Here is a 21,553-nt window from a genome sequence, read left to right on the forward strand (position 1 = left end):
GAAACATGTTGCTTTTTATTTCCTTTTTTTTTGGTTATAAATTCTATGTTTCTATGTGTTAAACTATTCTTTTTTTGCAATTATACCCAATGGATTAATTATTTAATTTGAAAGTTCCTATATAATAACGCTTCGGTAATTTTCAGAAGTTTTAACAATAGCTTATATTTGCACCTTTCGAAAAACAACATAACAATGACTACTTTAAACGAACTGAATGCTATATCGCCAATTGATGGAAGATATAGAAATAAAACTCAAAATTTAGCACCTTTTTTCTCAGAAGAAGCTTTGATAAAATATCGCGTATTGGTTGAAATTGAATATTTCATTGCCTTATGCGAAGTGCCTTTGCCTCAGCTTTCAGACATAGACTCTAGTTTATTTGACAGCTTAAGAGATATTTACAAAAAATTCTCTACTGAAGATGCGCTTTGGATTAAAGAAACGGAAAAAGTAACCAATCACGATGTAAAAGCGGTTGAATACTTTATTAAAGATGCATTTGAAAAATTAGGTTTGTCTAAATACAAAGAATTTATTCACTTCGGACTGACATCACAAGATATTAACAACACTGCAATTCCGCTTTCTACAAAAGAAGCATTCGAGCAAGTTTACATGCCGTCTCTAATTAGTTTAATTTCTAAACTAAAAGAGTTAAGTGTAGAATGGGCTGCCGTTCCAATGTTGGCACGCACGCACGGACAACCAGCTTCACCTACACGTTTAGGAAAAGAAATTTTGGTTTTTGTAGAGCGTTTAGAAGAGCAAATGCGTTTGTTATTTAATATTCCTTTTGCGGCTAAATTTGGTGGAGCAACAGGAAACTTCAATGCACATCATGTAGCTTACCCACAGATTGACTGGAAAAAATTCGGAAATAAATTTGTAGAAACAGATCTAGGTTTACACCATTCTTTTCCAACAACACAAATTGAGCATTACGATCATTTTGCAGCATTCTTTGATGGTTTAAAAAGAATCAACAACATTATTATTGACTTAGATCGTGACATTTGGACTTATGTTTCAATGGAATATTTTAAGCAAAAAATAAAAGCAGGTGAAATCGGTTCATCAGCAATGCCGCATAAAGTAAATCCAATTGATTTTGAAAACTCAGAAGGAAACTTAGGGATTGCAAACGCTATTTTTGAGCATTTAGCAGCTAAATTACCTATTTCAAGATTACAGCGCGATTTAACTGACAGTACCGTTTTACGTAATGTTGGAGTTCCAATAGGACACACGATTATTGCTTTTGAAGCTACTCTAAAAGGTTTAAACAAATTATTATTAAACGAAGGTAAATTTGCTGAAGACTTAGAGAAAAACTGGGCTGTAGTTGCAGAAGCAATTCAAACTATTTTACGTCGCGAAGCATATCCAAATCCATACGAAGCATTAAAAGGGTTAACAAGAACAAATGAAGCCATTGATAAAAATGCAATACACAATTTCATTGCAACTTTAGAAGTTTCTGATGCTGTTCGAGCTGAATTAATGCAGATAACACCTAGTAATTACGTAGGAATTTAAATAAAACCTAAAATATTTTCTAAAAAAAAGCTATCTTTATCGAGATAGCTTTTTTTTTAACACAGGAAGTTAATCCAGATTCAAACAAAAATCCTTTTGTCGAAAAAATTTCGTTTTTTTTCACTCCTGTTAAATGGCTGACGAAAGCACCAGGAACCAATTTAAAAGGGCTATTTGAGTAAACAGCTTAAATATAAAATCTGACTAAGCTCCTTAAAACAAAAATACCCTTTATGATTGCCTTAAACGCCGCTGCCGAAAGTACACACCATTTGCAACCCTTAATCAGTGATCTGGGATTAATCCTGATGACTGCTGGAATCGCTGTTTTATTATTTAAAAAAATGAAACAACCTCTAGTTTTAGGATACCTGATTGCAGGATTCTTAGCTGGAAACCATTTTGATTTTTTCCCTTCAATAACCGATATGAAAAGTGTTGAAGTATGGGCCGAAATTGGGGTTATCTTTTTGCTGTTTAGTTTAGGACTCGAATTTAGTTTTAAAAAGCTGATGAAAGTTGGAGGCACCTCCTCCATCACCGCAATAACCCAGATTTTATTCATGACCATTATTGGCTATTGCGTAGGACAATGGATGGGATGGGGAAAAATGGACAGCGTTTTTCTTGGCGCGACACTCTCAATCTCATCAACAACGATTATTATTAGAGCCTTTGATGAACTGGGGGTAAAAGGTAAAAAATTCGCCGGAATTGTATTTGGTGCCTTAATAGTCGAAGATATAGTTGCCATTTTAATGCTTGTTTTATTATCGACTATTGCAGTCAGTGATCAGGTTTCAGGCGCCGAATTATTACAATCAGTTCTAAAACTGGTTTTCTTTTTAATCATTTGGTTCCTAGGAGGAATCTTTATTATACCAACGATTCTTAAAAAAGCCAAACATCTTTTGACAGATGAAATGCTTCTTATTATTTCATTGGCATTATGTTTAATGATGGTTGTGTTTGCTGCAAAAGTTGGTTTTTCTCCAGCATTAGGGGCATTTATAATGGGTTCTATCATTGCCGAAACTACTATGGCAGAAAAAATAGAACATTTAATTCAGCCCGTAAAAGATCTATTTGGAGCCGTTTTCTTTGTATCAGTCGGAATGTTAATTAATCCAGACACCTTAATTACTTATGCGCTCCCTGTTGCCTTAATTACACTTATAACCATTTTCGGAAAAGCATTTAGTTCCTCATTCGGAGCCTTGCTTTCTGGACAGCCGCTTAAACAATCCGTTCAAACTGGTATGAGTTTAGCACAAATTGGTGAGTTCTCTTTTATTATTGCCACTTTGGGAATGACATTAAAAGTTACCAGCGATTTCTTGTATCCAATTATTGTTGCTGTATCAGCAGTTACAACCTTTACAACTCCATTTTTAATTAAATATTCAGATCCTTTCTCTGAATTTCTTGAGCGAAAGCTGCCAAAAAAATGGGTTAAAAACATAAACCGTTACAGTGTCAATGCACAAGCGATAAAATCAGTCAGCACATGGCAAATCGTATTAAGAGCATCTATAACCCAAATCATACTGCACACCATAATTATTGTTGCTATAATTTTACTATCATCAAAATTTGTTGCTCCTTTGGTTGCTGATACTCGTTTTGGCAACACCTTAGCTGCACTTATTACACTAGTAATCATTGCTCCTTTTTTATGGGCGCTTTCACTGCGTCGCGTAAAAGTTGAAGAAGTTGAAACTTTATGGGAAGAACGTAAATATCGAGGCGCACTTTTAATGCTTATATTAATTAGAATGAGCCTTGGATTATTCTTCGTAGGTTTCTTATTGAATATTTTCTTCTCTCCATTAGTAGCATTTGTTGCACTTATTATTGCAATTGGAGCGTATCAAATTTTCCCTAAAAAACTAAACGAACAATATCATAAAATTGAGAATCACTTTTTAAAGAACTTGAACGATCGTGAAAATAAAAAAATAGACAGAAGATATGCTAATCTTATGCCTTGGGACGGTCACATGTCTATTTTTGATATTGGAAAAGAATCAAACCTTGCAGGTAAAACACTTGAAGAATTGCGAATTCGAGAAAATATGGGAATAAACATCGCTTTTATTCGACGTGGAGAAATTACAATCCCGATTCCAACTAAAAACGAACGATTGTTTCCTGGTGATGAGATATGTGTTATTGGGACTGATGAACAAATTGCACAGTTTACTACTTACTTAAAAAATGAAATTGAAGCTCCTAACAACAGCGAAGAATCTGATATCGTACTTCGCCAATTAGAGATTTCAAACGAAGATTTTATTCAAAAAAGTATCGGTCAATTTAGAGGAAGAACCGGCGGACTTGTTGTAGGAATTGAACGTAATGGTAATCGAATTTTAAATCCTGAATCTAATATCATTTTAGAAAAAAACGATATTATCTGGGTGGTAGGCGATAAAAAACGAATGAACGAATTAATGCAAAAAAGTACACACGTTGCATTTTAAAATCTAATTATATATAAAAAAAGCCACAGATTAATTTCTGTGGCTTTCTTTTTTTTATTTATTTGGCTGCGGTGTCATACGCAGATAAGGTTTTATAGGTGTATGTCCTTTAGGAAACTTTGCAGGAATATCACTATCCGGAATCGCTGGTGCAATTACCACATCTTCTCCGTCTTTCCAGTTTGCCGGTGTAGCAACGCTATAATTGGCTGTTAACTGCAAACTATCAATAACACGAAGCAATTCGTCAAAATTTCTTCCAGTTGATGCTGGATAAGTCAAAGTCAACTTGATTTTTTTATCGGCGCCAATTACAAAAACAGATCTCACCGTAAATTTATCACTTGCATTTGGATGAAGCATATCATACAAAGTCGCTACTTTTTTATCCTCATCAGCAATAATTGGAAAATTAACTTCAGTATTCTGAGTTTCGTTGATGTCTTTAATCCAATCTAAATGCGATTGTAAGCCATCTACACTCAAAGCAATAACCTTGGTATTTCTTTTTGTAAACTCAGGAACATAATTCGCTACAGTTCCCAATTCAGTTGTACAAACAGGAGTAAAATCTGCTGGGTGCGAAAATAAAACTCCCCAAGAATCTCCTAACCATTCATGAAAATTAATTGGTCCCTGCGTGGTTTCTGCATGAAAATCTGGAGCTATATCGCCTAATCTTAATGTTGACATAATTTATCTTTTTTAGTTCCTCTAAAATTAACTAAAAAATACATTTAGAAAACATGTAAGAATTAAAAAAAAGTTAAAATTCTATCTTATCTATATAATTACTATTTTAAACTAAATAAAACTCACCACAAAGTACCAGAATGCAAGGGTTACAAACGAAATTGGAATTCCAAAACCAATCATCATACTGCTCAATTTTGGTTTTAAACCATAAGTAGAAGCCAAAATTGCACCAGTAATCATTGGCGCCATAGCAATTTCTATAATTGTAATCTTTATAGCTTCAGAATGCTGCTTAAAAACAAATACATATAATATAAAGATAATGAGCGGTGTCACTATAAGCCTAAAGAAAAGTCCGAGCTGCAAGAATTTCCAATGTTTGCTTTTTCGATCAAAAGTGAGTTGTAATCCAACCGAGAATAAAGCCAAAGGCGTAACTAAACTTCCTAATTTTAATAGTAAAGATTGAATATTTATATCTAAATCATAATTCCAAACATTCAATAAACAAGCTGCAACGAAAGTTATAAAAGGCGGAAAGAAAATTATCTTTTTTGTAATGCTTTTAAAATCAGGATTTCCTTTAGAATAAAAAGCAGCAACAAAAACACCAAGTGTAGAAACCACAACAAAAGTTCCGGGTTGATCTACCAAAACAGCAGTTTCTAAACCTTTCTTGCCAAACAAAGCTTCAATAATAGGATAACCCAAAAATGACGAATTACTTAATCCTGCCGTTAAAACCAAACAGCCGATTAGTTTGTTTGACCAGCCTAATCGTCGTCCTAAAAAATGAAAAAAAACAAAAGCAAGAAAAAAACTAATCCACCCTGCTCCTATTGGAAACAACAATTCGCTGCTCCATTTTATTTTCGGAATATGATATAAAGTAATCGCGGGAAGACATAAATAAATGACAATTTTATTGATTGTTTTATAAATATGAGTAGGAAATCGCTTTACATTTTGCAAAAGCAATCCTAAAAATAAAAAGAAGAATATTATAATAAAGTTGCTCATATCAAGGGTTAAGCACAAAAATAAGTATTTATAAGTTAGTAACTACTAAGGGCTAAGCACAAAAAAAAACGTTAAATTTGTTTTTTGTGTTATAAAACTCCTTACATTTGTAACATATTTTATTACAGTATGATTTCAGGTAAATTTGCCATAACGATTCACATTCTTACTTTGCTGACTAAATTCCCTAATGATTATTTATCATCAGAGTTTATTGCCGGCAGTATCAATTTAAATCCTGTTTTGGTTCGAAAAGAAATCGCAAACCTAAAAGCACATCATATTGTAGAAAGTAAAGAAGGTAAAAATGGCGGAACAAAATTGGCCGTAGATGCCGCGAAATTGACTCTAAAAGAGATTTTTGAAATGACTTTTGAAACTATTAATTTGGGATATGCAAAAAATGAACCTAACCCAGATTGTCCTGTTGGAAAAAAAATCAATCAAAATCTAGCTGATTTATACACCGAAATGAATCAGAAAGTAAGCGCACAACTAGAGAATATTTCGCTTGAAGATTTTTCGAACCAATTTTAAAACTATTTTTTTATCCTAAACTGTAACATTTTTTATTACTAAATAAATTTATATATTATGAAAATCGCAATTATTGGAGCAACAGGATTTGTAGGCTCAGCAATCTTAAATGAATTAGCAGACAGAAAACATAACATTTCTGCAATTGCTAGAAATCCAAAAGACAATACAAACGCAACTTGGATTGCCGCAGATATTTTTAATGTTGATGCTTTGGCAGAAGCTTTAAAAGGACACGATGTTGTAGTAAATGCATTTAATCCGGGTTGGACAAATCCTAATATTTATGATGATTTCCTTAACGGATCAAAAGCAATTCAAGAAGCTGTAAAAAAATCAGATGTAAAACGTTTTATTACCATTGGAGGCGGAGGAAGTTTATTTGTTGCTCCAAATTTACAAGCCGTAGATACTCCAGATTTTCCAAAAGAATATTACGCCGGTGCAACTGCAGCAAGAGATTATTTGAATATCTTAAAAGAAGAAAAAGATTTAGATTGGGCATTTTTTAGTCCGGCATTTGAAATGCATGCAGGAACTAAAACAGGAAGAACTGGTAAATATCGTTTAGGTTTAGAAAACCCAGTTTTTAATGACGAACAAAGAAGCATCTTATCTGTAGAGGATCTGGCAGTTGTTATTGCTGACGAAGTTGAAAATCCAAAACATCATCAAGTTAGATTTACAGCTGGATATTAATTTTAAGATGCTAAGGCTCTAAGATTCTGAGATACTAAGTTTTTTTTCATATTAAAGCTAAGTTCTGTATGTCATTTTGAGCTAGAAACTCTATAATACTACTCAGACCCGACAGGTTTTAAAAACCTGTCGGGTCTCTTTGTGTCAAAAAAAATGCTGCTAAACAATCTTTGTCGAGCTATTTCTGTCAATTCTTTGGCTTCGTTCAGGAAGAAAAAAATATGATAACAAATTAGTAGAAATTCGTGTAATTCGTGGCAAACTAACTTTTTGAAACTGTTTTTGTTTTCAGTACTTTTACACTATTAAAAAAGTATTTTGTCAAGTTTAAAGAAACAGTCAAGCAGTTTAACTGAAAAAGCTGGAATTTCATCACCCGAAATCACCAATGTTTCGGCTATTAATCAAATTAAAAACAAACGCAGACAACAACCTTCTGCCAGCGAATTAATATCTGGAATTCTTTCTGAAAATAGAACGGCTCTTAGTCGTGCTATTACTCTTGTCGAAAGCACAAATCCTGAACATACTGAAAAAGCGAACGAAATTATAAACGGCTGTTTACCTCATGCAAATAAATCTATCCGAATAGGAATTACGGGAGTTCCCGGTGTTGGCAAAAGTACTTTTATCGAAGCTTTTGGAACCTATCTTACACAGGCAGGAAAAAAAGTAGCAGTTCTAGCCGTTGATCCAAGCAGTTCGATTTCCCACGGAAGTATTTTGGGAGATAAAACACGCATGGAAGAATTGGTTAAAGATGAAAATGCTTTTATACGCCCGAGTGCCTCAGGAGAAACTTTAGGCGGTGTGGCACGCAAAACCCGCGAATCAATAATCTTATGTGAAGCTGCTGGTTTTGATACTATAATTATTGAAACAGTTGGTGTTGGTCAAAGCGAAACGGCTGTGCACAGCATGGTAGATTTTTTTCTTTTATTAAAAATTTCTGGTGCCGGCGATGAGCTTCAAGGTATTAAACGCGGCATTATGGAAATGGCAGATGCTATTGTAATTAACAAGGCAGACGGCGATAATATCAAAAAAGCAAATCAGGCAAAACTTGAGTTCAATCGAGCTTTACATTTATTTCCTCCAAAAAAATCAAACTGGCAGCCAAAAGTAACTACTTGCAGTGCCATAACAAAAGATGGAATTACGGCTATTTGGGATACAATTTCTGATTATCTTGAACTAACAAAGGAAACCGGTTTCTTCCAAGAGAAAAGAAAGGAACAAAATCATTTTTGGATGATGGAAACAATAGACGAGCAATTAAAGCAAAATTTCTATAACAGCCCTGAAATCATTTCCCTTTTAGAACAAAATAAAAAAGCAGTTCAAAATAATGAAATTTCACCTTTTGCGGCTGCACAAAGTTTATTAAAATTATATTTTAATAAAGGTTCAAAGTAGCAAAGATTCAAAGAGACAAAGGTTTTCTCTAGCTTGTCTTTTCTTAGTCTAAATTCATAAAAGTAAAAAGGTTCAAAGTAACAAAGTCATTAACTCTGTTTCTTTGAACCTTTGCATCTTTGTACCTCTTTTAAAACTATTTTTTTCTAAGCTTGTATTTGCTTTCTTTATATAAATTACCTGCTGTAATTACGTGTGCCAAGGCATCTTTTGCCAACTCTTCGTTTAATTTTACAGGAACTAAAGTCGTATCATTTTTAACCTCAAACTGAAGAGGTTTTAAATTAGGCTGCATAATTACAACCTGATTTTCAACTCTAAATGCATTGATATCGTTAAACTGCATAATTGCTCTTCCTTGTACTTTCTCATCAAGTTTACTTAGATTTCTACCTACCATTGGAGTTTCGAAAGGAAGTCCTAAATAACTTAATAATGTTGGCGGAATATCAATTTGACTTGCTAATTTATTATAAACAGCACCTTTTGGAACTCCAGGTCCCATAATAAATGCAGGAATATGAAATTTGTTTATTGGCACTAAATTTTTTCCGTATGTTCTTGTATTATGATCCGCAATTACAATAAAGATTGTATTTTTAAAATAAGGCTCTTTTTTAGCCATTTCAAAGAATTTTCCAATTGAAAAATCCGCATACTTCATAGCATTATTTACCGTTGCAGGTTTTGAATCATAAGGTTTTATTCGGCCTGCAGGATATTCAAAAGGTTCATGATTTGAAGTGGAGAACATTAAAGAGAAAAATGGTTTGTCACCTTTTGCCTTAAAATAATTATTTGCTTTTGTAACTAAATCTTCATCAGAATAGCCCCAAGTTCCTTTAAAAGCATATTTATTTCCATCTGATTCAAAATCTTCTTGATCTACAATATCTTGAAAACCATTTCCGTTGAAAAACGACGCCATATTATCAAAATTGGCCATTCCTCCGTAAATAAAACTCGTATCGTATCCTTTTTGTTTTAAAGCATCTGCAAGTGTAAAAAATCCTTGCTGCGAATTTCCAAGTTTTACAACGCTTTCTGACGGTGATGGTAAAAATCCGGTTACAACTGCTTCAATTCCGCGAACACTTCTTGTTCCTGTACAATACAAATTGGTAAACAATAATCCTTCTTTTGATAATTTATCAAATTCTGGCGTCAGCGGTTTTCCTCCTAAAATTCCAACATATTCAGCACCTAAACTTTCTTGTAAAAAAATCACCAAATTATATGGCTTTTTCAAAACAGAATCTGGCTGCTGTACATGAAGAAACGGAATTTCAGCATCTGTAAAATCGTTTGGACCAGCAATCATGTATTTTTTCACACGAGCGATTGCTTCAGCTTCATCCATTTTACCGTACATTTTTGTGTTTCCTTCATTTTTAATCGAATAAGCAGCAAAAGCAACAGTATAAAATGAATTTAATCCTAAAGTATTTGTCAATTGATCTGTTGAAAAAACAGCATTACTGGCATTGATAGGACGCTTTGAAGTAAGACTTGAACGTGCTCCAAAAAACAATAAAAATGCTAGTAATGGAAAAACCATTAATTTGAATTTATATGGAGTACTTGTTGTATGAAAATATTTTTTCCCTTTTTTGAAAGCAAAATAAAGTACAACTCCTAAAATTAAAAAAGTTACAATTATTGAAGTCAGATAACTTTTTAAAAGCATTCCAACAACTTCCTTTGGATAAATAAGATAATCTAAGAAAATTTTATTGGGACGTGTATCGTATTGTTTTACAAAATCAGGCGTAGCTAATTCTACAAAAAGAATCAGAAACAGGAATAAAAAACTATAAATTACCAAAAAATTATTGGTGAACTTAAGCCATTTATTTGGTAAAAAAGTAATCAAAACGGCTGGTAAAAATGACAAATAGCAAAGTAAAATCAAATCCATTCGCAAACCGATTGGAAAAATATACCAGAAATTTGGAGTTTCTACTACTCTTTCTTTAAATAGAAAAAATAAAAAGATTCGGCTTAAAGTAGTAATCAGTAATCCGATTAAAATAAAATTAACTATAGGTTTTAAATAACGTAAATTTTTCATTAGATGCTTTAGACTATTTTTTGATTAAGGCAAACTATAGAGACACATTGTTGTGCGTTTCTACTCTTCGTAACGATTTATTTCTCGGTCATAGAACTCATTTGCCAAAACAATCAAACCTTCCATTTCTGCATTTAACTCCGCTTCATCAAGATCTTCGGCTTCTTCCATAAACTCAACCTCATCATCTTTTAGATTGATTATAAATCTAGGGTAATCAAGGTGAATGATAAAAATATCATCTGGAAAATCAGTATTATCTCCAAGTAAAAATTTAGGTAGTTCCATTTTTATTTATTTATTATTTTGTTTTATTTTTTTGCTTTACCCGAAGTTATCGAGACGCAAGGATTAAACTATTTATTATTTGTTTAAGTCATTTAATCCGTGCCAGATTCTTATTTTCTGCTCAAATTTAAGTATTTGAAACTGAATTAGTATTTAATTTCCTAGTTAAATAATGAAAGCGCATGAATAGAAAAATTGCCGCTGCAGTTAATCCTGCCAAAAGTCCAATCCAAACACCTTGAGCTTTCCATTCTGTATGTTCGCCTAAATAATATGAAATTGGAAAACCAATTATCCAATAAGCTACAAATGTTATATACATTGGGATTTTTACATCTTGTAAACCACGTAAAGCACCAAGAACAACTACCTGAATTCCATCAGAAATTTGAAAAACTGCTGCAATTAAAAGTAATTTTGATGCAATGCTGATTACTTCTGTATTATCCATAAGCTGCCCGCTGTTTTCCATATTTAAAAAGATGTAAGGCAGATGATTGTGAAAAACAACAAACAATATTGCAAAAAATGTTTCTATTATAATGGCAAGCAAAAAAATTGAACGTGCCACAACAATTAGTTTTTTATAATCTTGTAATCCTCTCTGATTACTAACTCTAATCATCGAAGTTACACTTAATCCCATGGCAAACATAAATGTCATCGAAGCAAGACTTAAAGCAATTTGATTGGCCGCTTGGCTCGTTTTACCAATATTTCCGCAAAGCCATATTGACGCTGTAAACAATACAACTTCAAAAAGCATTTGCATTGCTGATGGAAATCCAATACTTATAATTTTTTTGATGGTAGCTTTTTTAATTTCCTGAAAGCTGAAGTTCTTGAAAAAACGCTTTAAATCATTTCTTCTAGAAAGCATGATATGCATAAACATAACTAAGAAAATCCTAGAAATTACAGTTCCTAAAGCGGCACCAATAATTCCCATTTTTGGAAAAATCCATATTCCGTAAATCAACACATAATTGATTCCTACGTGCAGTACATTTGCCATAATCATTGCATACATAGAGTATTTTGTCAATGATAATCCGTCAGCAAATTGTTTGTATCCTTGATACATAATTAGCGGAATCAACGAAAAAGCCACCCAGCCCAAATACGGTTTTGCTAAAACAATTACTTCTTCTGGCTGCTGCAATAATTCCATGATAGGCTTCGCAAACATAATTACCGTAAAAAGAACTAATCCTAGAATGGTACATAAAAATAATCCATGATGAAAAGCGGATCTAATTTTAGTATCATTTTTTTCGGCATCACCTTCGGCAACAATTGGAGTAATAGCGGTAGAAAAACCAATTCCTAAAGACATTGCAATAAAAATCATACTGTTGCCCAGAGAAACTGCTGCCAGTTCAGTACTTCCAAGTTTTCCCACCATTATATTATCGACAATACCAATTAAGGTATGTCCGACCATTCCTAAAATTATGGGATATGCTAATTTTAAATTGTATGAAAACTCTTTGGTGTACTGCTTTAAATTCACTTCTATTCTTTTTTAGTGTGCAAAGATAATCAGAAGCTTCGAATTCTATTCTATTAATAAAAAGATAAGCCAATTTTAAGGTGAATTTTGGCTAAACGCAATATTATGTAACGATTTTTAAAAATTATATAACGAGCTCCAAAGGTCTTGATTCTACTTTTACAGTATTAGAAATTCAAAAAAAATTGTCATGAGAAAATTACAAATGTTATGCCTGGCGACTTTCGCTTTTTTATACGCCAATACCACTTTCGCTCAAGACAGTGAAACAAAAAATTACGATCAAGGTTTTAGATTAGGATTTGGTGTGAATGGCGGAATACCAACTGACAATGATTACAGATGGTCGCTTGGTGGAGATGTTCGTTTACAATACGATTTATCTAAAAAAACATCGTTGACTTTAACTACAGGTTTTACAAACTTGTTTATGAAAGATCAAAATGGAGTTGAAGTAAAAGATCTTGGATTTATACCTGCTAAAGCTGGTTTTAAAGCTTTCATCTGGGAAGACCAATTTTACGTTCTAGGTGAAGTAGGTGCAGGTTTTGCCGTAACAAATGGCTATAACGACACTACTTTTTTGTGGGCGCCGGGAATTGGATACGCCAATAAGTACATTGATATTAGTGTTCGTTACGAAGACTATAACAAATTCAATACCAACCAAGTGGCGTTACGTTTAGCTTATGGTTTTAAATTATAAAAAGAAAGGTTTAATTTATTATTTTGTTTTTGGTAACAAGCCCGACAGTTTTCATAGTCTGTCGGGTTTTGTTTTTTATAATTTCTTATTTCTAAAAAAAATTATCTAATCATCAAATTGACACATTATCAAATTAATCCTTTTCTAATGCTTTTTTATACATTTCAAAATTAGCTTTTATTTTATCGTCCAATTCTGGTTCTTTAATATCAGTGTGTTTTTGCATTTCTTCCCAAATAATTTTTGCCACAATATAACGTGCCATTTCCTTATCGTCGGCAGGAACTACATACCACGGCGCATAATCTGTAGAGGTTTGATTAATTGCTTCTTCGTAGTATTCCTGATATTCTGCCCAATGCTCGCGTTCCTTCAAATCACCTGGTGAAAATTTCCAATGATGTTTCTCCTCTTCTAAACGGCGCAACAAACGTTTTTTTTGTTCGTCTTTGCTTAAATGCAAAAAGAACTTCATTATAATAGTTCCGTTTTGAGCAATATGTTTCTCGAAATTATTAATCTGCTCAATTCTATTTTCCCAAAACTTAGGCGTAATATCATCGATAGATTTAATGTCTGGTAAATTCTCTGACAAGATATATTCGGGATGCACACGAGTTACTAAAACATTCTCATAATGTGTTCTATTAAAAATGGCGAACTTTCCTTTCTCGGGTAAAACAATATAATGACGCCATAAATAATCGTGTTCCAGCTCGCTTGAATTTGGTGTTTTAAAACTATGAACTACTACTCCACGCGGATTAAATTCTTTAAAAACTTCCCGAATCAAACTATCTTTTCCTGAAGTATCCATTCCTTGAAGGCAAATTAAAACCGCATATTTATTATGAGCATACATTACGTCCTGCAAATCACTCAATTTAGCTTGAACCTTATCCAATTTCTCTTCCTTTTCATCGTCATCAGCATCAATATTTAACAAAGTAGGAAGTTTACTTAGTTTGATTTTATCTGTAACTTTAAAATCTTTCGGGTCTATTGATTTCATGTTTTTTAGTTTTTTGTATCATAAATATACTACTTTTACGAATTCCGATAACTATCGGAACTGCTATTCATTGCAATACTTTTTAATAAATTGCTCTCAAGGTTAAACAGTTGTTCTTAAAACAAGCTTTTAGATAAGAAAAAATGCAGCGATTCAATATTTATAAAAAATCAAAAAAGTTTCATTGGAGCAGCGCTTCAATATTTTTTTCATTACTATTATTGTTGTACTTAATTTATTTTATTAAGAATAATTTATTTTCTCTAGCCAAAGGATTATCTGAAGACGCATTTTTAAAATCCGCCCTTTTATTCTCTTTTATTATATTAGTACTAAAATCAATTGGTTTAATAAAACCTAAAGCCTTAAATGGTACGTTTAGCGGCTTTTTAGAGTTTTTTGAAGATGCTATAATTATAGATGACGAGAAATTTCAAATTGAAGAAATCAAATTAGTTGAAATTTCTAATAATGATTACTACGGTAAACCAACGAAAAATGGCTTTGACTCTTCGTTATCAAGCGGAATAGAAAATCGAATAACTCTTACGCTAAATTCTGGAGAAAGAAAAACATACTACTTTGAATTGTACAATCAATATGATTTAGGAAAAGTTGAGGATGAACTAGTTTCATATTATTTAAAAGGAAAAATGAAGTTTACAGAACTTTGCAAAATATTAAAATTAAAACAATCAGAAATAGAGGAATATAAAAATCAAATTACTCTTCTCTAACAGAAACATTCATGGAAAAATTCACATTAGAAATATTATTTCAAATCATAGGAATCGGTTCGGCATCAGGATTATTTTACAATAATGATGCACTTTATGTAATTGGCGACAACAGCGGATTCTTATACGAATACAATATGCAGAATCAGCAATTAAATCAACACGCTTTAATTGACAATCCGACACAGAATATTCCAAAAAACTTAAAACCTGATTTTGAGTCGCTGACAAATCATAATGATACTTTGTATATTTTTGGTTCTGGTTCAACCGAAAATAGAAACAAAATGATTGAGTTCGACCTTAAATCTAAAACTGTTTTACAAAAGAATAATTTGGTCGACTTATATGGTTTAATGCAAAATTTTGGAGAAATAAAACCTGAAGATTTCAATCTGGAAGGTTCTATTTTCGACGGTGAAAACTGGTATTTGTTTAATCGCGGAAATGGCGTTTCAAACAAAAACACCATTTTTACGATTCACGCCAAAAGTCTTGGTGAAGAATTTGCCTTAATTTCTGTGAATTATAAACTTCCAAAAATAAAAGGTATTCGTTCCAGCTTTACTGATGCCATTTTAGTTGAAGACAAAATCTATTTTCTTTCTACAGTCGAAAATACTAAATCAACTTACGATGACGGTGAAATCTTAGGAAGTTTCATTGGCCGAATCGATCAGAAAACCATGAAAATAGATTTTACTCAAAAAATTACTTCAACCAATAAATTCGAAGGTTTAACTTTTTACAAAAAAGAAAACAACAAAATTGAGTTCTTGCTTTGCGAAGATAATGATACAGAAGTTTTAGAAACTAAGATTTATAAATTGACATTGCCTGTTAAATAAATTTTTACGCATAGAATATCGTAGAGACGCACTGCGGTGCGCCTCTACGATAAAACCTTTGTAGCTTTGTAACTTTGAACCTAAAAAAAATATTTTTTTTCACCCCTGTCCCAACCTTTTTATCTTTTTCTCTCTCTATATAAGAAAGACAACAATTGTGATAAACGAGACTCAAATAGCAAACTGTAAAAAAATGCATCGTGATGCCCAGCGTCAGGTGTACGAATACATGGCGCCAAAGCTGTACCGCCTTTGCAAACGATATTTAAAAAAGGAAGAAGAAATCGAAGAAGCTTTGGCAGATTCATTCTTTACCATTTTCACCAAACTGGATCAATTGAAAGAAGCATATGCTTTTGAAGCTTGGGCTAGAAGAATAACGGTAAATCATTGCTTGGCGACTATTAGAAAAGAAACTAACTTCAATATGTATCTGGATGATGTTAAGCTGATTTCGCAGCCTTCAACAGAGGAATTAACAACATTAGAAGAGGAAGATTTACTTAATTTATTAAACCATATTCCAGACGGCTGTAAAACAGTATTTAACCTTTTTGTTATTGAAGGTTTTGCGCACAAAGAAATAGCCGAAATGCTAAAGATCTCCGAGGGCACCTCAAAATCACAATTGAATGCCGCAAAGACCAAATTAAAAGAACTGGTTAATAAACTCTATTATCAAAAAGCAAAATAGTCATGGACAATCAAGATAAATTATTCGATAAAATAAAACAAGCTTCGCAAAATGCCGAGTTTAAAGACTTTCCTGGAATGGAAAAAGTCTGGTCGCGCGTTGAAGAAAAATTGGACAAAAAAGAAGATAAAAAAACAATCGCATTGTGGAAAAAAATTGCTGTTGCCGCTTCTCTTCTTTTATTGATTTCTTTAGGTTCTCAATTTTTTCTTTCGGATAAAAAATCAGCAACTGAAACACAAGAAGTAGTGATTCAAGAAAAAGAAAAATCTAAAGAACCTGTTTTAAATCAAGAAAACACAATTCCTTCTTCTGGTTCTGGGCTTGTTTCAAATGAAGAAGCTGCTGAAATTTTAGAAAAACAAAATAAAGGACAAAAAGCTGTCGCCATTCATGAAGAAGCAGCTCCAAATATTCAAGCAATAGAACCTTTAGCAGACAAAAAAGTTTATACAGAACCTCTTGCTTCAGCTCCTGCACTTGTTGCTCCAGTTCAGCAAAATTATGCTGAAGAACAAGACAATGCTGCATTTTCTAAAGAAGAAACTGTCTCAGCCGCTAGATATTCAAAAGCCAAAGAATCGACTAAAGTTGCTTATGGTGCAAAACAATTTCAAAGCGTTAAAAAAAGTACGCCTTTAGTAATTTTAAACGGGAGTGCAGTAGCTCACAGCGATGATGCCAAAAAAGACAAAATGCTGCAGAATGAGCTTCCGAATCTAAATCCAGAAAACGTAGATTCACTTGTAATTCTTGATGAGCCTTTGTACATCATCGATGGGATTTACTATTCAGAAAATGATTTATTTGGCAATAACCCAACAAGTCCATATGCGCCTTTAGACAAACAGGATATTAAAACAATAACCATTTTACAAGACCTTGAAGCTACAGAAAAATACGGCGAAAAAGGTAAAAAAGGAGTTGTCATAATTACTACAAAAACAGGAAAACCTACTCCGAAAAAATAATTCCAAGCTTTGTCAAAGTCTGCAGCTTTGACAAAGCTAAATCCGAACATTAATTCTTAAAACTTACTATCATGAAAAGTTTAAAACTTATTTCATCAGGCATTGCTATGCTTATATGTTTCGTAACCATGGCACAGCAAAGAGCTATTACAGGAACAGTTACAGATGTAAATTCTACTCCGCTTCCCGGCGCTAATGTCTTTATTAAAGAATCAAAAACATCTGCTGTCACCAATTTTGACGGAAAATATACTATTAAAGCTGAAAAAGGAGACGTTCTCGTTTTTAGTTATATTGGTATGAGTACTGAAAATGTAGTTGTAAAAAATTCAAATGTAATTAATGTTACATTGAAAGAAAGCGCTAACCAACTGCAAGAGGTTGTTACAACTGCTTATGCTTCTACAAAAAAGAAAATGACAACAGGATCCGTAATGATGATTCGAGGTACAGCGGCAGGCGTTGCAGTTTCATCAAATAACCAATATCTCGCGGCTCCGAGTGTTGCTATACGAGGAGTTGGATCAATTTCGCCTAAAAATGAACCCATGTACATTGTTGATGGTGTTCCTGTAAAAGCAGATCAAATGGCAAAAATTAATCCGAATGACATTGATGACGTAAAAGTTCTAAAAGACGAATCAGCCGCCTCTCTTTATGGCAGTAAAGCTGCAAATGGCGCTGTTGTAATTGTAACTAAAAATGAACTTTACAAAAATCTTTCGGAAAAAGAATTAGACAAAAAATTAAACATTATTAGACCAATTCCAGCTCAACCAACTCAGGAAGATTATGATACTTTTGTAGAAAATGCTTTTGAAAGCCCAAAAACAGCACCGCTTTCTACATTTTCTATTGATGTTGACAATGCTTCTTACACTAACATTAGACGTTTTTTGAACAACGGACAAGAAGTTCCAAAAGATGCTGTACGTGTTGAGGAAATGGTAAACTTCTTTAAATACAATTATCCACAGCCAAAAGATCAGCACCCGTTTTCTATTAACACTGAAGTAAGTGAGTCGCCTTGGAATTCAAAAAACAAAATTTTGAAAATTGGTTTGCAAGGAAAAAATATTCCAACCAATGATTTACCAGCTTCAAATCTTGTTTTCTTAATTGATGTTTCAGGATCGATGAGCGACATGAATAAACTGCCTTTACTAAAACAATCTTTAAAAATATTGGTAAATGAATTACGTGCAAAAGACAAAGTGGCAATTGTAGTTTATGCAGGAGCAGCCGGAGTGGTTTTGAAACCAACTACGGGAGATGAGAAAAAAACAATAATTGAAGCGCTGGATAAATTAGAAGCTGGAGGAAGTACTGCCGGCGGAGAAGGAATTGAACTTGCTTATAAAATTGCATCTGAGAATTTTATTAAAAATGGCAATAATCGCGTGATTCTAGCAACTGACGGAGATTTTAATGTGGGAAGCTCTTCTAATTCTGATATGGAAAAATTAATCGAAGAAAAAAGAAAAACTGGTGTTTTTTTAACTTGTCTGGGTTATGGAATGGGAAATTACAAAGACAGCAAAATGGAAATCTTAGCCGATAAGGGAAACGGAAATTATGCTTACATTGATAATATTCAGGAAGCCAATCGTTTTTTAGGAAAAGAATTTAAAGGTTCGATGTTTGCCATTGCCAAAGATGTAAAAATTCAGATCGAATTTAATCCGAAACAAGTTCAGGCGTATCGTTTGATTGGTTATGAAAACAGAAAACTTCGTCCAGAGGATTTTAAAAATGACGCTATTGATGCAGGAGAATTAGGAAGCAATCATACGGTTACAGCTTTGTATGAAATTATTCCAGCCGGCGTAAAAAGCGATTATTTAAATGTTCAGCCAGATGATTTAAAATACACTAAAACGGAAACCAATTCTGCTAATTACAGCAGTGAACTGGCGACAATAAAATTCCGTTACAAAAAACCAGACGGAGATAAAAGCATCGAAATGGTTCAGATAATTAACAATAAATCGGTTGCTTTAGATAAAGCGAGTGATGATTTAAAATTCAGCTCAGCCGTGGCTTGGTTCGGATTAAAATTAAGAGATTCTAAATTGATTGCTGACAAATCATCTGAAGAAATCGTGAAATTAGCCAAACAAGGAATTTCAAATGACGACGATGGTTATAAAGCTGAATTTATCCGTCTTGTAGAGACTTCAAAGCAGTATAATTAATAAATATTTTATTACATTTGGGTTCTAAAATCTAAACACTAATTTTTTTAAAAAACGTATGAACCCAATTTTAAGCCAAAATCTATTTTTAGTAAAAGAACATGTCGGAATGTTTAAAGCTGCTAACAATTATGATATTTACAATCCTGAAACGAATCAAATAACTATGAATTGCCGTGAGAACAATCTTGGTTTTTTCACAAAAATGATGCGTTTCACAGATTATAAAAGAATGACTCCTTTTAATGTTGAAATTACAACCGCTTCTGGAGAAAAATTAATTTCGGTAAAACGAGGTATTGCAGTTTTTCGCTCAACAGTTGAAATATTTGATGAGAAAGATAGATTGGTAGGAACCTTCAAACAAAAGTTCTTTTCTATTGGCGGGAAATTTGAAATCATGGATAAAAATGAAAAACCAGTTGCTACTTTACAAGGAAAATGGACAGGTTGGGACTTTAAATTTTCACACGAAAACAAACAACTTGCTCAAGTAAGTAAAAAATGGGCTGGTTTAGGTAAAGAGTTTTTTACAAGTGCTGACAATTACGTGCTTCAAATCGAAGACAATGTCGCAGCAGACAGTTCACTTAGACAATTAATTCTTGCTGCCGTAATGTGTATTGACATGGTTTTGAAAGAATAACAAAGTTGTTAAACTTAGATTAAGAAAATACTTGAAAGCATCATTTTAGTTTGCAAAAGCTTTATTTTTGTAATACTTAAAATGATGCTTTCAGCATTTCTAAACAATAAATCATGACAAGCTTAAAAAATAAAAATGCTCTTATTACAGGAGCTGGAAAAGGAATTGGAAAAGCAATTGCAATTGCTTTGGCAAAAGAAGGTGTAAACGTAATTCTGGTTTCAAGAACTCAAGCCGATGTTGATCAATTGGCAGATGAAACCACTAATTTAGGTGTTAAATCTTTAGCTCTTTCTGCAGATGTTTCTGATATTAATTCTATAAATACTGCCGTTGAAAAAGCTTTAGCTGAGTTTAAACATATTGATATTTTAATCAACAGCGCGGGAATTGCTTCTTTTGGAAAATTCCTAGATTTAGAACCTTCGGCTTTTGAAAAAATTATACAGGTAAATTTAATGGGAACTTATTACGCAACACGCGCCGTAATCCCAAATATGATAGAAAGACAAACTGGCGATATTATTAATATCTCGTCAACTGCTGGTTTAAATGGTAATGCTCTAACGAGTGCATACAGCGCTTCTAAATTTGCAGTTTTAGGCTTAACTGATTCTCTTATGCATGAAATGAGAAAACACAACATACGTGTTACTGCTTTGACTCCAAGTACTGTTGCAACAGATATGGCAAAAGATTTAAACTTAACAGATGGAAATCCTGAAAAGGTTATGCAATCTGAAGATATTGCCGAATTAGTTGTTGCACAGTTAAAATTAAACCGAAGAGTATTTATAAAAAGCAGCAGTATTTGGTCAACGAATCCTTAAAATTCGAATTGTTATTGGGACCTTCAAAAAATCTCTGATAAGCTTTGTCATAGTTTAAAACTTTGACAAAGCTCTTAACAGCCTTAACACAAAATCAAATGGAACAATACTTAAGACAATTAATAGCAATAGAATTTCAGGATAAAAAAGAAATTTTCACAGGTTTTCTTATTGATTATTCTGATGACTGGATTCTGCTTCGAAACAATCCTGTTGATTATATCTTGGATGGTTTTGTTATTTTAAAAAACAAAAATATCGAAGCTGTTCACAGAGATCAGGATTTGGCTTTTACAGAAAAAGTAATTCGTCTAAAAGGCTTAAAAACAAATGCCGAAGATATTATTCCGATTCGGGATTTGAATTCGATTTTAAATTTCATAAACAATAAACATGGTATTTTTCAGATTTCTAAAAAATCAGCAAAATCAGCTTATTTAGGAAAATTAATTTCTTTAAATGATGAAGAACTTCTAATTGATTTCTTGGATACAAAAGGTCAATTTGGCGGAGAATTAAGTTTTAATCCGGAAAAAATCCGAGTTATTGAATTTGACACCGATTATATCAATTCTTTGAAATTGGTGATTCCTGAAAATCAGAAGTAAGATGTTTTAAAACAACAAAGCCCTTTATAAAAAAGGGCTTT

At 32.8% G+C, this 21,553-nt stretch carries 20 protein-coding genes; 14 read left to right on the top strand and 6 right to left on the bottom strand.

Annotation, left to right across the window (positions count from 1 at the left end):
* The first annotated feature begins 195 nt into the window (after positions 1-195).
* Together purB and B0A81_RS01000 are read left to right on the top strand one after the other, a co-directional pair.
* Positions 196-1,542: an adenylosuccinate lyase gene (gene purB / locus B0A81_RS00995; protein ID WP_089056265.1), complete on the top strand. Its 1,347-nt coding sequence runs from the start codon at positions 196-198 to the stop codon at positions 1,540-1,542.
* Between the two features lie 233 nt (positions 1,543-1,775).
* A complete protein-coding gene (locus B0A81_RS01000; protein ID WP_089056266.1) occupies positions 1,776-4,025 on the top strand; it encodes a cation:proton antiporter domain-containing protein in 2,250 nt (749 codons plus the stop codon).
* Positions 4,026-4,079: 54 nt separating this feature from the next.
* On the opposite strand, the gene B0A81_RS01005 is transcribed toward B0A81_RS01000, so the two are convergent.
* On the bottom strand, positions 4,080-4,718 hold the full coding sequence (locus tag B0A81_RS01005) for a peroxiredoxin (protein WP_089052906.1): 639 nt from the start codon (positions 4,716-4,718) through the stop codon (positions 4,080-4,082).
* A 111-nt stretch (positions 4,719-4,829) separates the two neighbouring features.
* Positions 4,830-5,741: an AEC family transporter gene (locus B0A81_RS01010; RefSeq protein WP_089056267.1), complete on the bottom strand. Its 912-nt coding sequence runs from the start codon at positions 5,739-5,741 to the stop codon at positions 4,830-4,832.
* A 129-nt stretch (positions 5,742-5,870) separates the two neighbouring features.
* On the opposite strand from B0A81_RS01010, the gene B0A81_RS01015 reads away from it, so the two are divergent.
* The 3 genes from B0A81_RS01015 (at position 5,871) to meaB (ending at position 8,393) form a co-directional block, all read left to right on the top strand.
* A complete protein-coding gene (locus tag B0A81_RS01015; RefSeq protein WP_089056268.1) occupies positions 5,871-6,278 on the top strand; it encodes an RrF2 family transcriptional regulator in 408 nt (135 codons plus the stop codon).
* A 57-nt stretch (positions 6,279-6,335) separates the two neighbouring features.
* The gene (locus B0A81_RS01020) at positions 6,336-6,977 is read left to right on the top strand and encodes an NAD(P)-dependent oxidoreductase (protein ID WP_089056269.1); all 642 of its coding nucleotides are present in this window, start codon (positions 6,336-6,338) and stop codon (positions 6,975-6,977) included.
* Between the two features lie 318 nt (positions 6,978-7,295).
* Complete coding sequence (gene meaB / locus B0A81_RS01025) at positions 7,296-8,393, top strand: methylmalonyl Co-A mutase-associated GTPase MeaB (RefSeq protein ID WP_089056270.1); 1,098 nt, start codon at positions 7,296-7,298, stop codon at positions 8,391-8,393.
* 136 nt (positions 8,394-8,529) lie between these two features.
* Here meaB and B0A81_RS01030 read toward each other — a convergent pair whose 3' ends face one another.
* The 3 genes from B0A81_RS01030 to B0A81_RS01040 form a co-directional block, all read right to left on the bottom strand.
* Positions 8,530-10,464: an LTA synthase family protein gene (locus tag B0A81_RS01030; RefSeq protein WP_089056271.1), complete on the bottom strand. Its 1,935-nt coding sequence runs from the start codon at positions 10,462-10,464 to the stop codon at positions 8,530-8,532.
* Between the two features lie 60 nt (positions 10,465-10,524).
* The gene (locus B0A81_RS01035; protein ID WP_017495128.1) at positions 10,525-10,752 is read right to left on the bottom strand and encodes a hypothetical protein; all 228 of its coding nucleotides are present in this window, start codon (positions 10,750-10,752) and stop codon (positions 10,525-10,527) included.
* A gap of 127 nt (positions 10,753-10,879) precedes the next feature.
* Complete coding sequence (locus B0A81_RS01040) at positions 10,880-12,265, bottom strand: MATE family efflux transporter (RefSeq protein ID WP_089056272.1); 1,386 nt, start codon at positions 12,263-12,265, stop codon at positions 10,880-10,882.
* 190 nt (positions 12,266-12,455) lie between these two features.
* On the opposite strand from B0A81_RS01040, the gene B0A81_RS01045 reads away from it, so the two are divergent.
* The gene (locus B0A81_RS01045; protein WP_089056273.1) at positions 12,456-12,971 is read left to right on the top strand and encodes a hypothetical protein; all 516 of its coding nucleotides are present in this window, start codon (positions 12,456-12,458) and stop codon (positions 12,969-12,971) included.
* Positions 12,972-13,104: 133 nt separating this feature from the next.
* Here B0A81_RS01045 and B0A81_RS01050 read toward each other — a convergent pair whose 3' ends face one another.
* Positions 13,105-13,983: a PPK2 family polyphosphate kinase gene (locus B0A81_RS01050; RefSeq protein WP_089056274.1), complete on the bottom strand. Its 879-nt coding sequence runs from the start codon at positions 13,981-13,983 to the stop codon at positions 13,105-13,107.
* Between the two features lie 143 nt (positions 13,984-14,126).
* Here B0A81_RS01050 and B0A81_RS01055 point away from each other — a divergent pair, with 143 nt between their 5' ends.
* The 8 genes from B0A81_RS01055 (at position 14,127) to B0A81_RS01090 (ending at position 21,512) form a co-directional block, all read left to right on the top strand.
* Positions 14,127-14,720 (top strand): hypothetical protein, encoded by a 594-nt coding sequence (locus B0A81_RS01055; protein WP_089056275.1) that lies wholly within the window; start codon positions 14,127-14,129, stop codon positions 14,718-14,720.
* 11 nt (positions 14,721-14,731) lie between these two features.
* Positions 14,732-15,568, top strand: a complete 837-nt coding sequence (locus tag B0A81_RS01060) for a DUF6929 family protein (RefSeq protein ID WP_089056276.1) — start codon at positions 14,732-14,734, stop codon at positions 15,566-15,568.
* A 193-nt stretch (positions 15,569-15,761) separates the two neighbouring features.
* Entirely contained in the window at positions 15,762-16,262 is a 501-nt protein-coding gene (locus B0A81_RS01065) for an RNA polymerase sigma factor (RefSeq protein WP_089056277.1), read from the top strand.
* Positions 16,263-16,264: 2 nt separating this feature from the next.
* Complete coding sequence (locus B0A81_RS01070; protein ID WP_089056278.1) at positions 16,265-17,233, top strand: hypothetical protein; 969 nt, start codon at positions 16,265-16,267, stop codon at positions 17,231-17,233.
* A gap of 71 nt (positions 17,234-17,304) precedes the next feature.
* On the top strand, positions 17,305-19,428 hold the full coding sequence (locus tag B0A81_RS01075) for a vWA domain-containing protein (protein WP_089056279.1): 2,124 nt from the start codon (positions 17,305-17,307) through the stop codon (positions 19,426-19,428).
* Positions 19,429-19,486: 58 nt separating this feature from the next.
* Complete coding sequence (locus B0A81_RS01080) at positions 19,487-20,074, top strand: LURP-one-related/scramblase family protein (protein WP_089056280.1); 588 nt, start codon at positions 19,487-19,489, stop codon at positions 20,072-20,074.
* Positions 20,075-20,187: 113 nt separating this feature from the next.
* A complete protein-coding gene (locus tag B0A81_RS01085; RefSeq protein WP_089056281.1) occupies positions 20,188-20,904 on the top strand; it encodes a 3-ketoacyl-ACP reductase in 717 nt (238 codons plus the stop codon).
* A 98-nt stretch (positions 20,905-21,002) separates the two neighbouring features.
* Entirely contained in the window at positions 21,003-21,512 is a 510-nt protein-coding gene (locus B0A81_RS01090; protein WP_089056282.1) for a hypothetical protein, read from the top strand.
* Positions 21,513-21,553 lie beyond the last annotated feature (41 nt).

Source organism: Flavobacterium plurextorum (genome assembly GCF_002217395.1).
Lineage (GTDB): Bacteria > Bacteroidota > Bacteroidia > Flavobacteriales > Flavobacteriaceae > Flavobacterium > Flavobacterium plurextorum.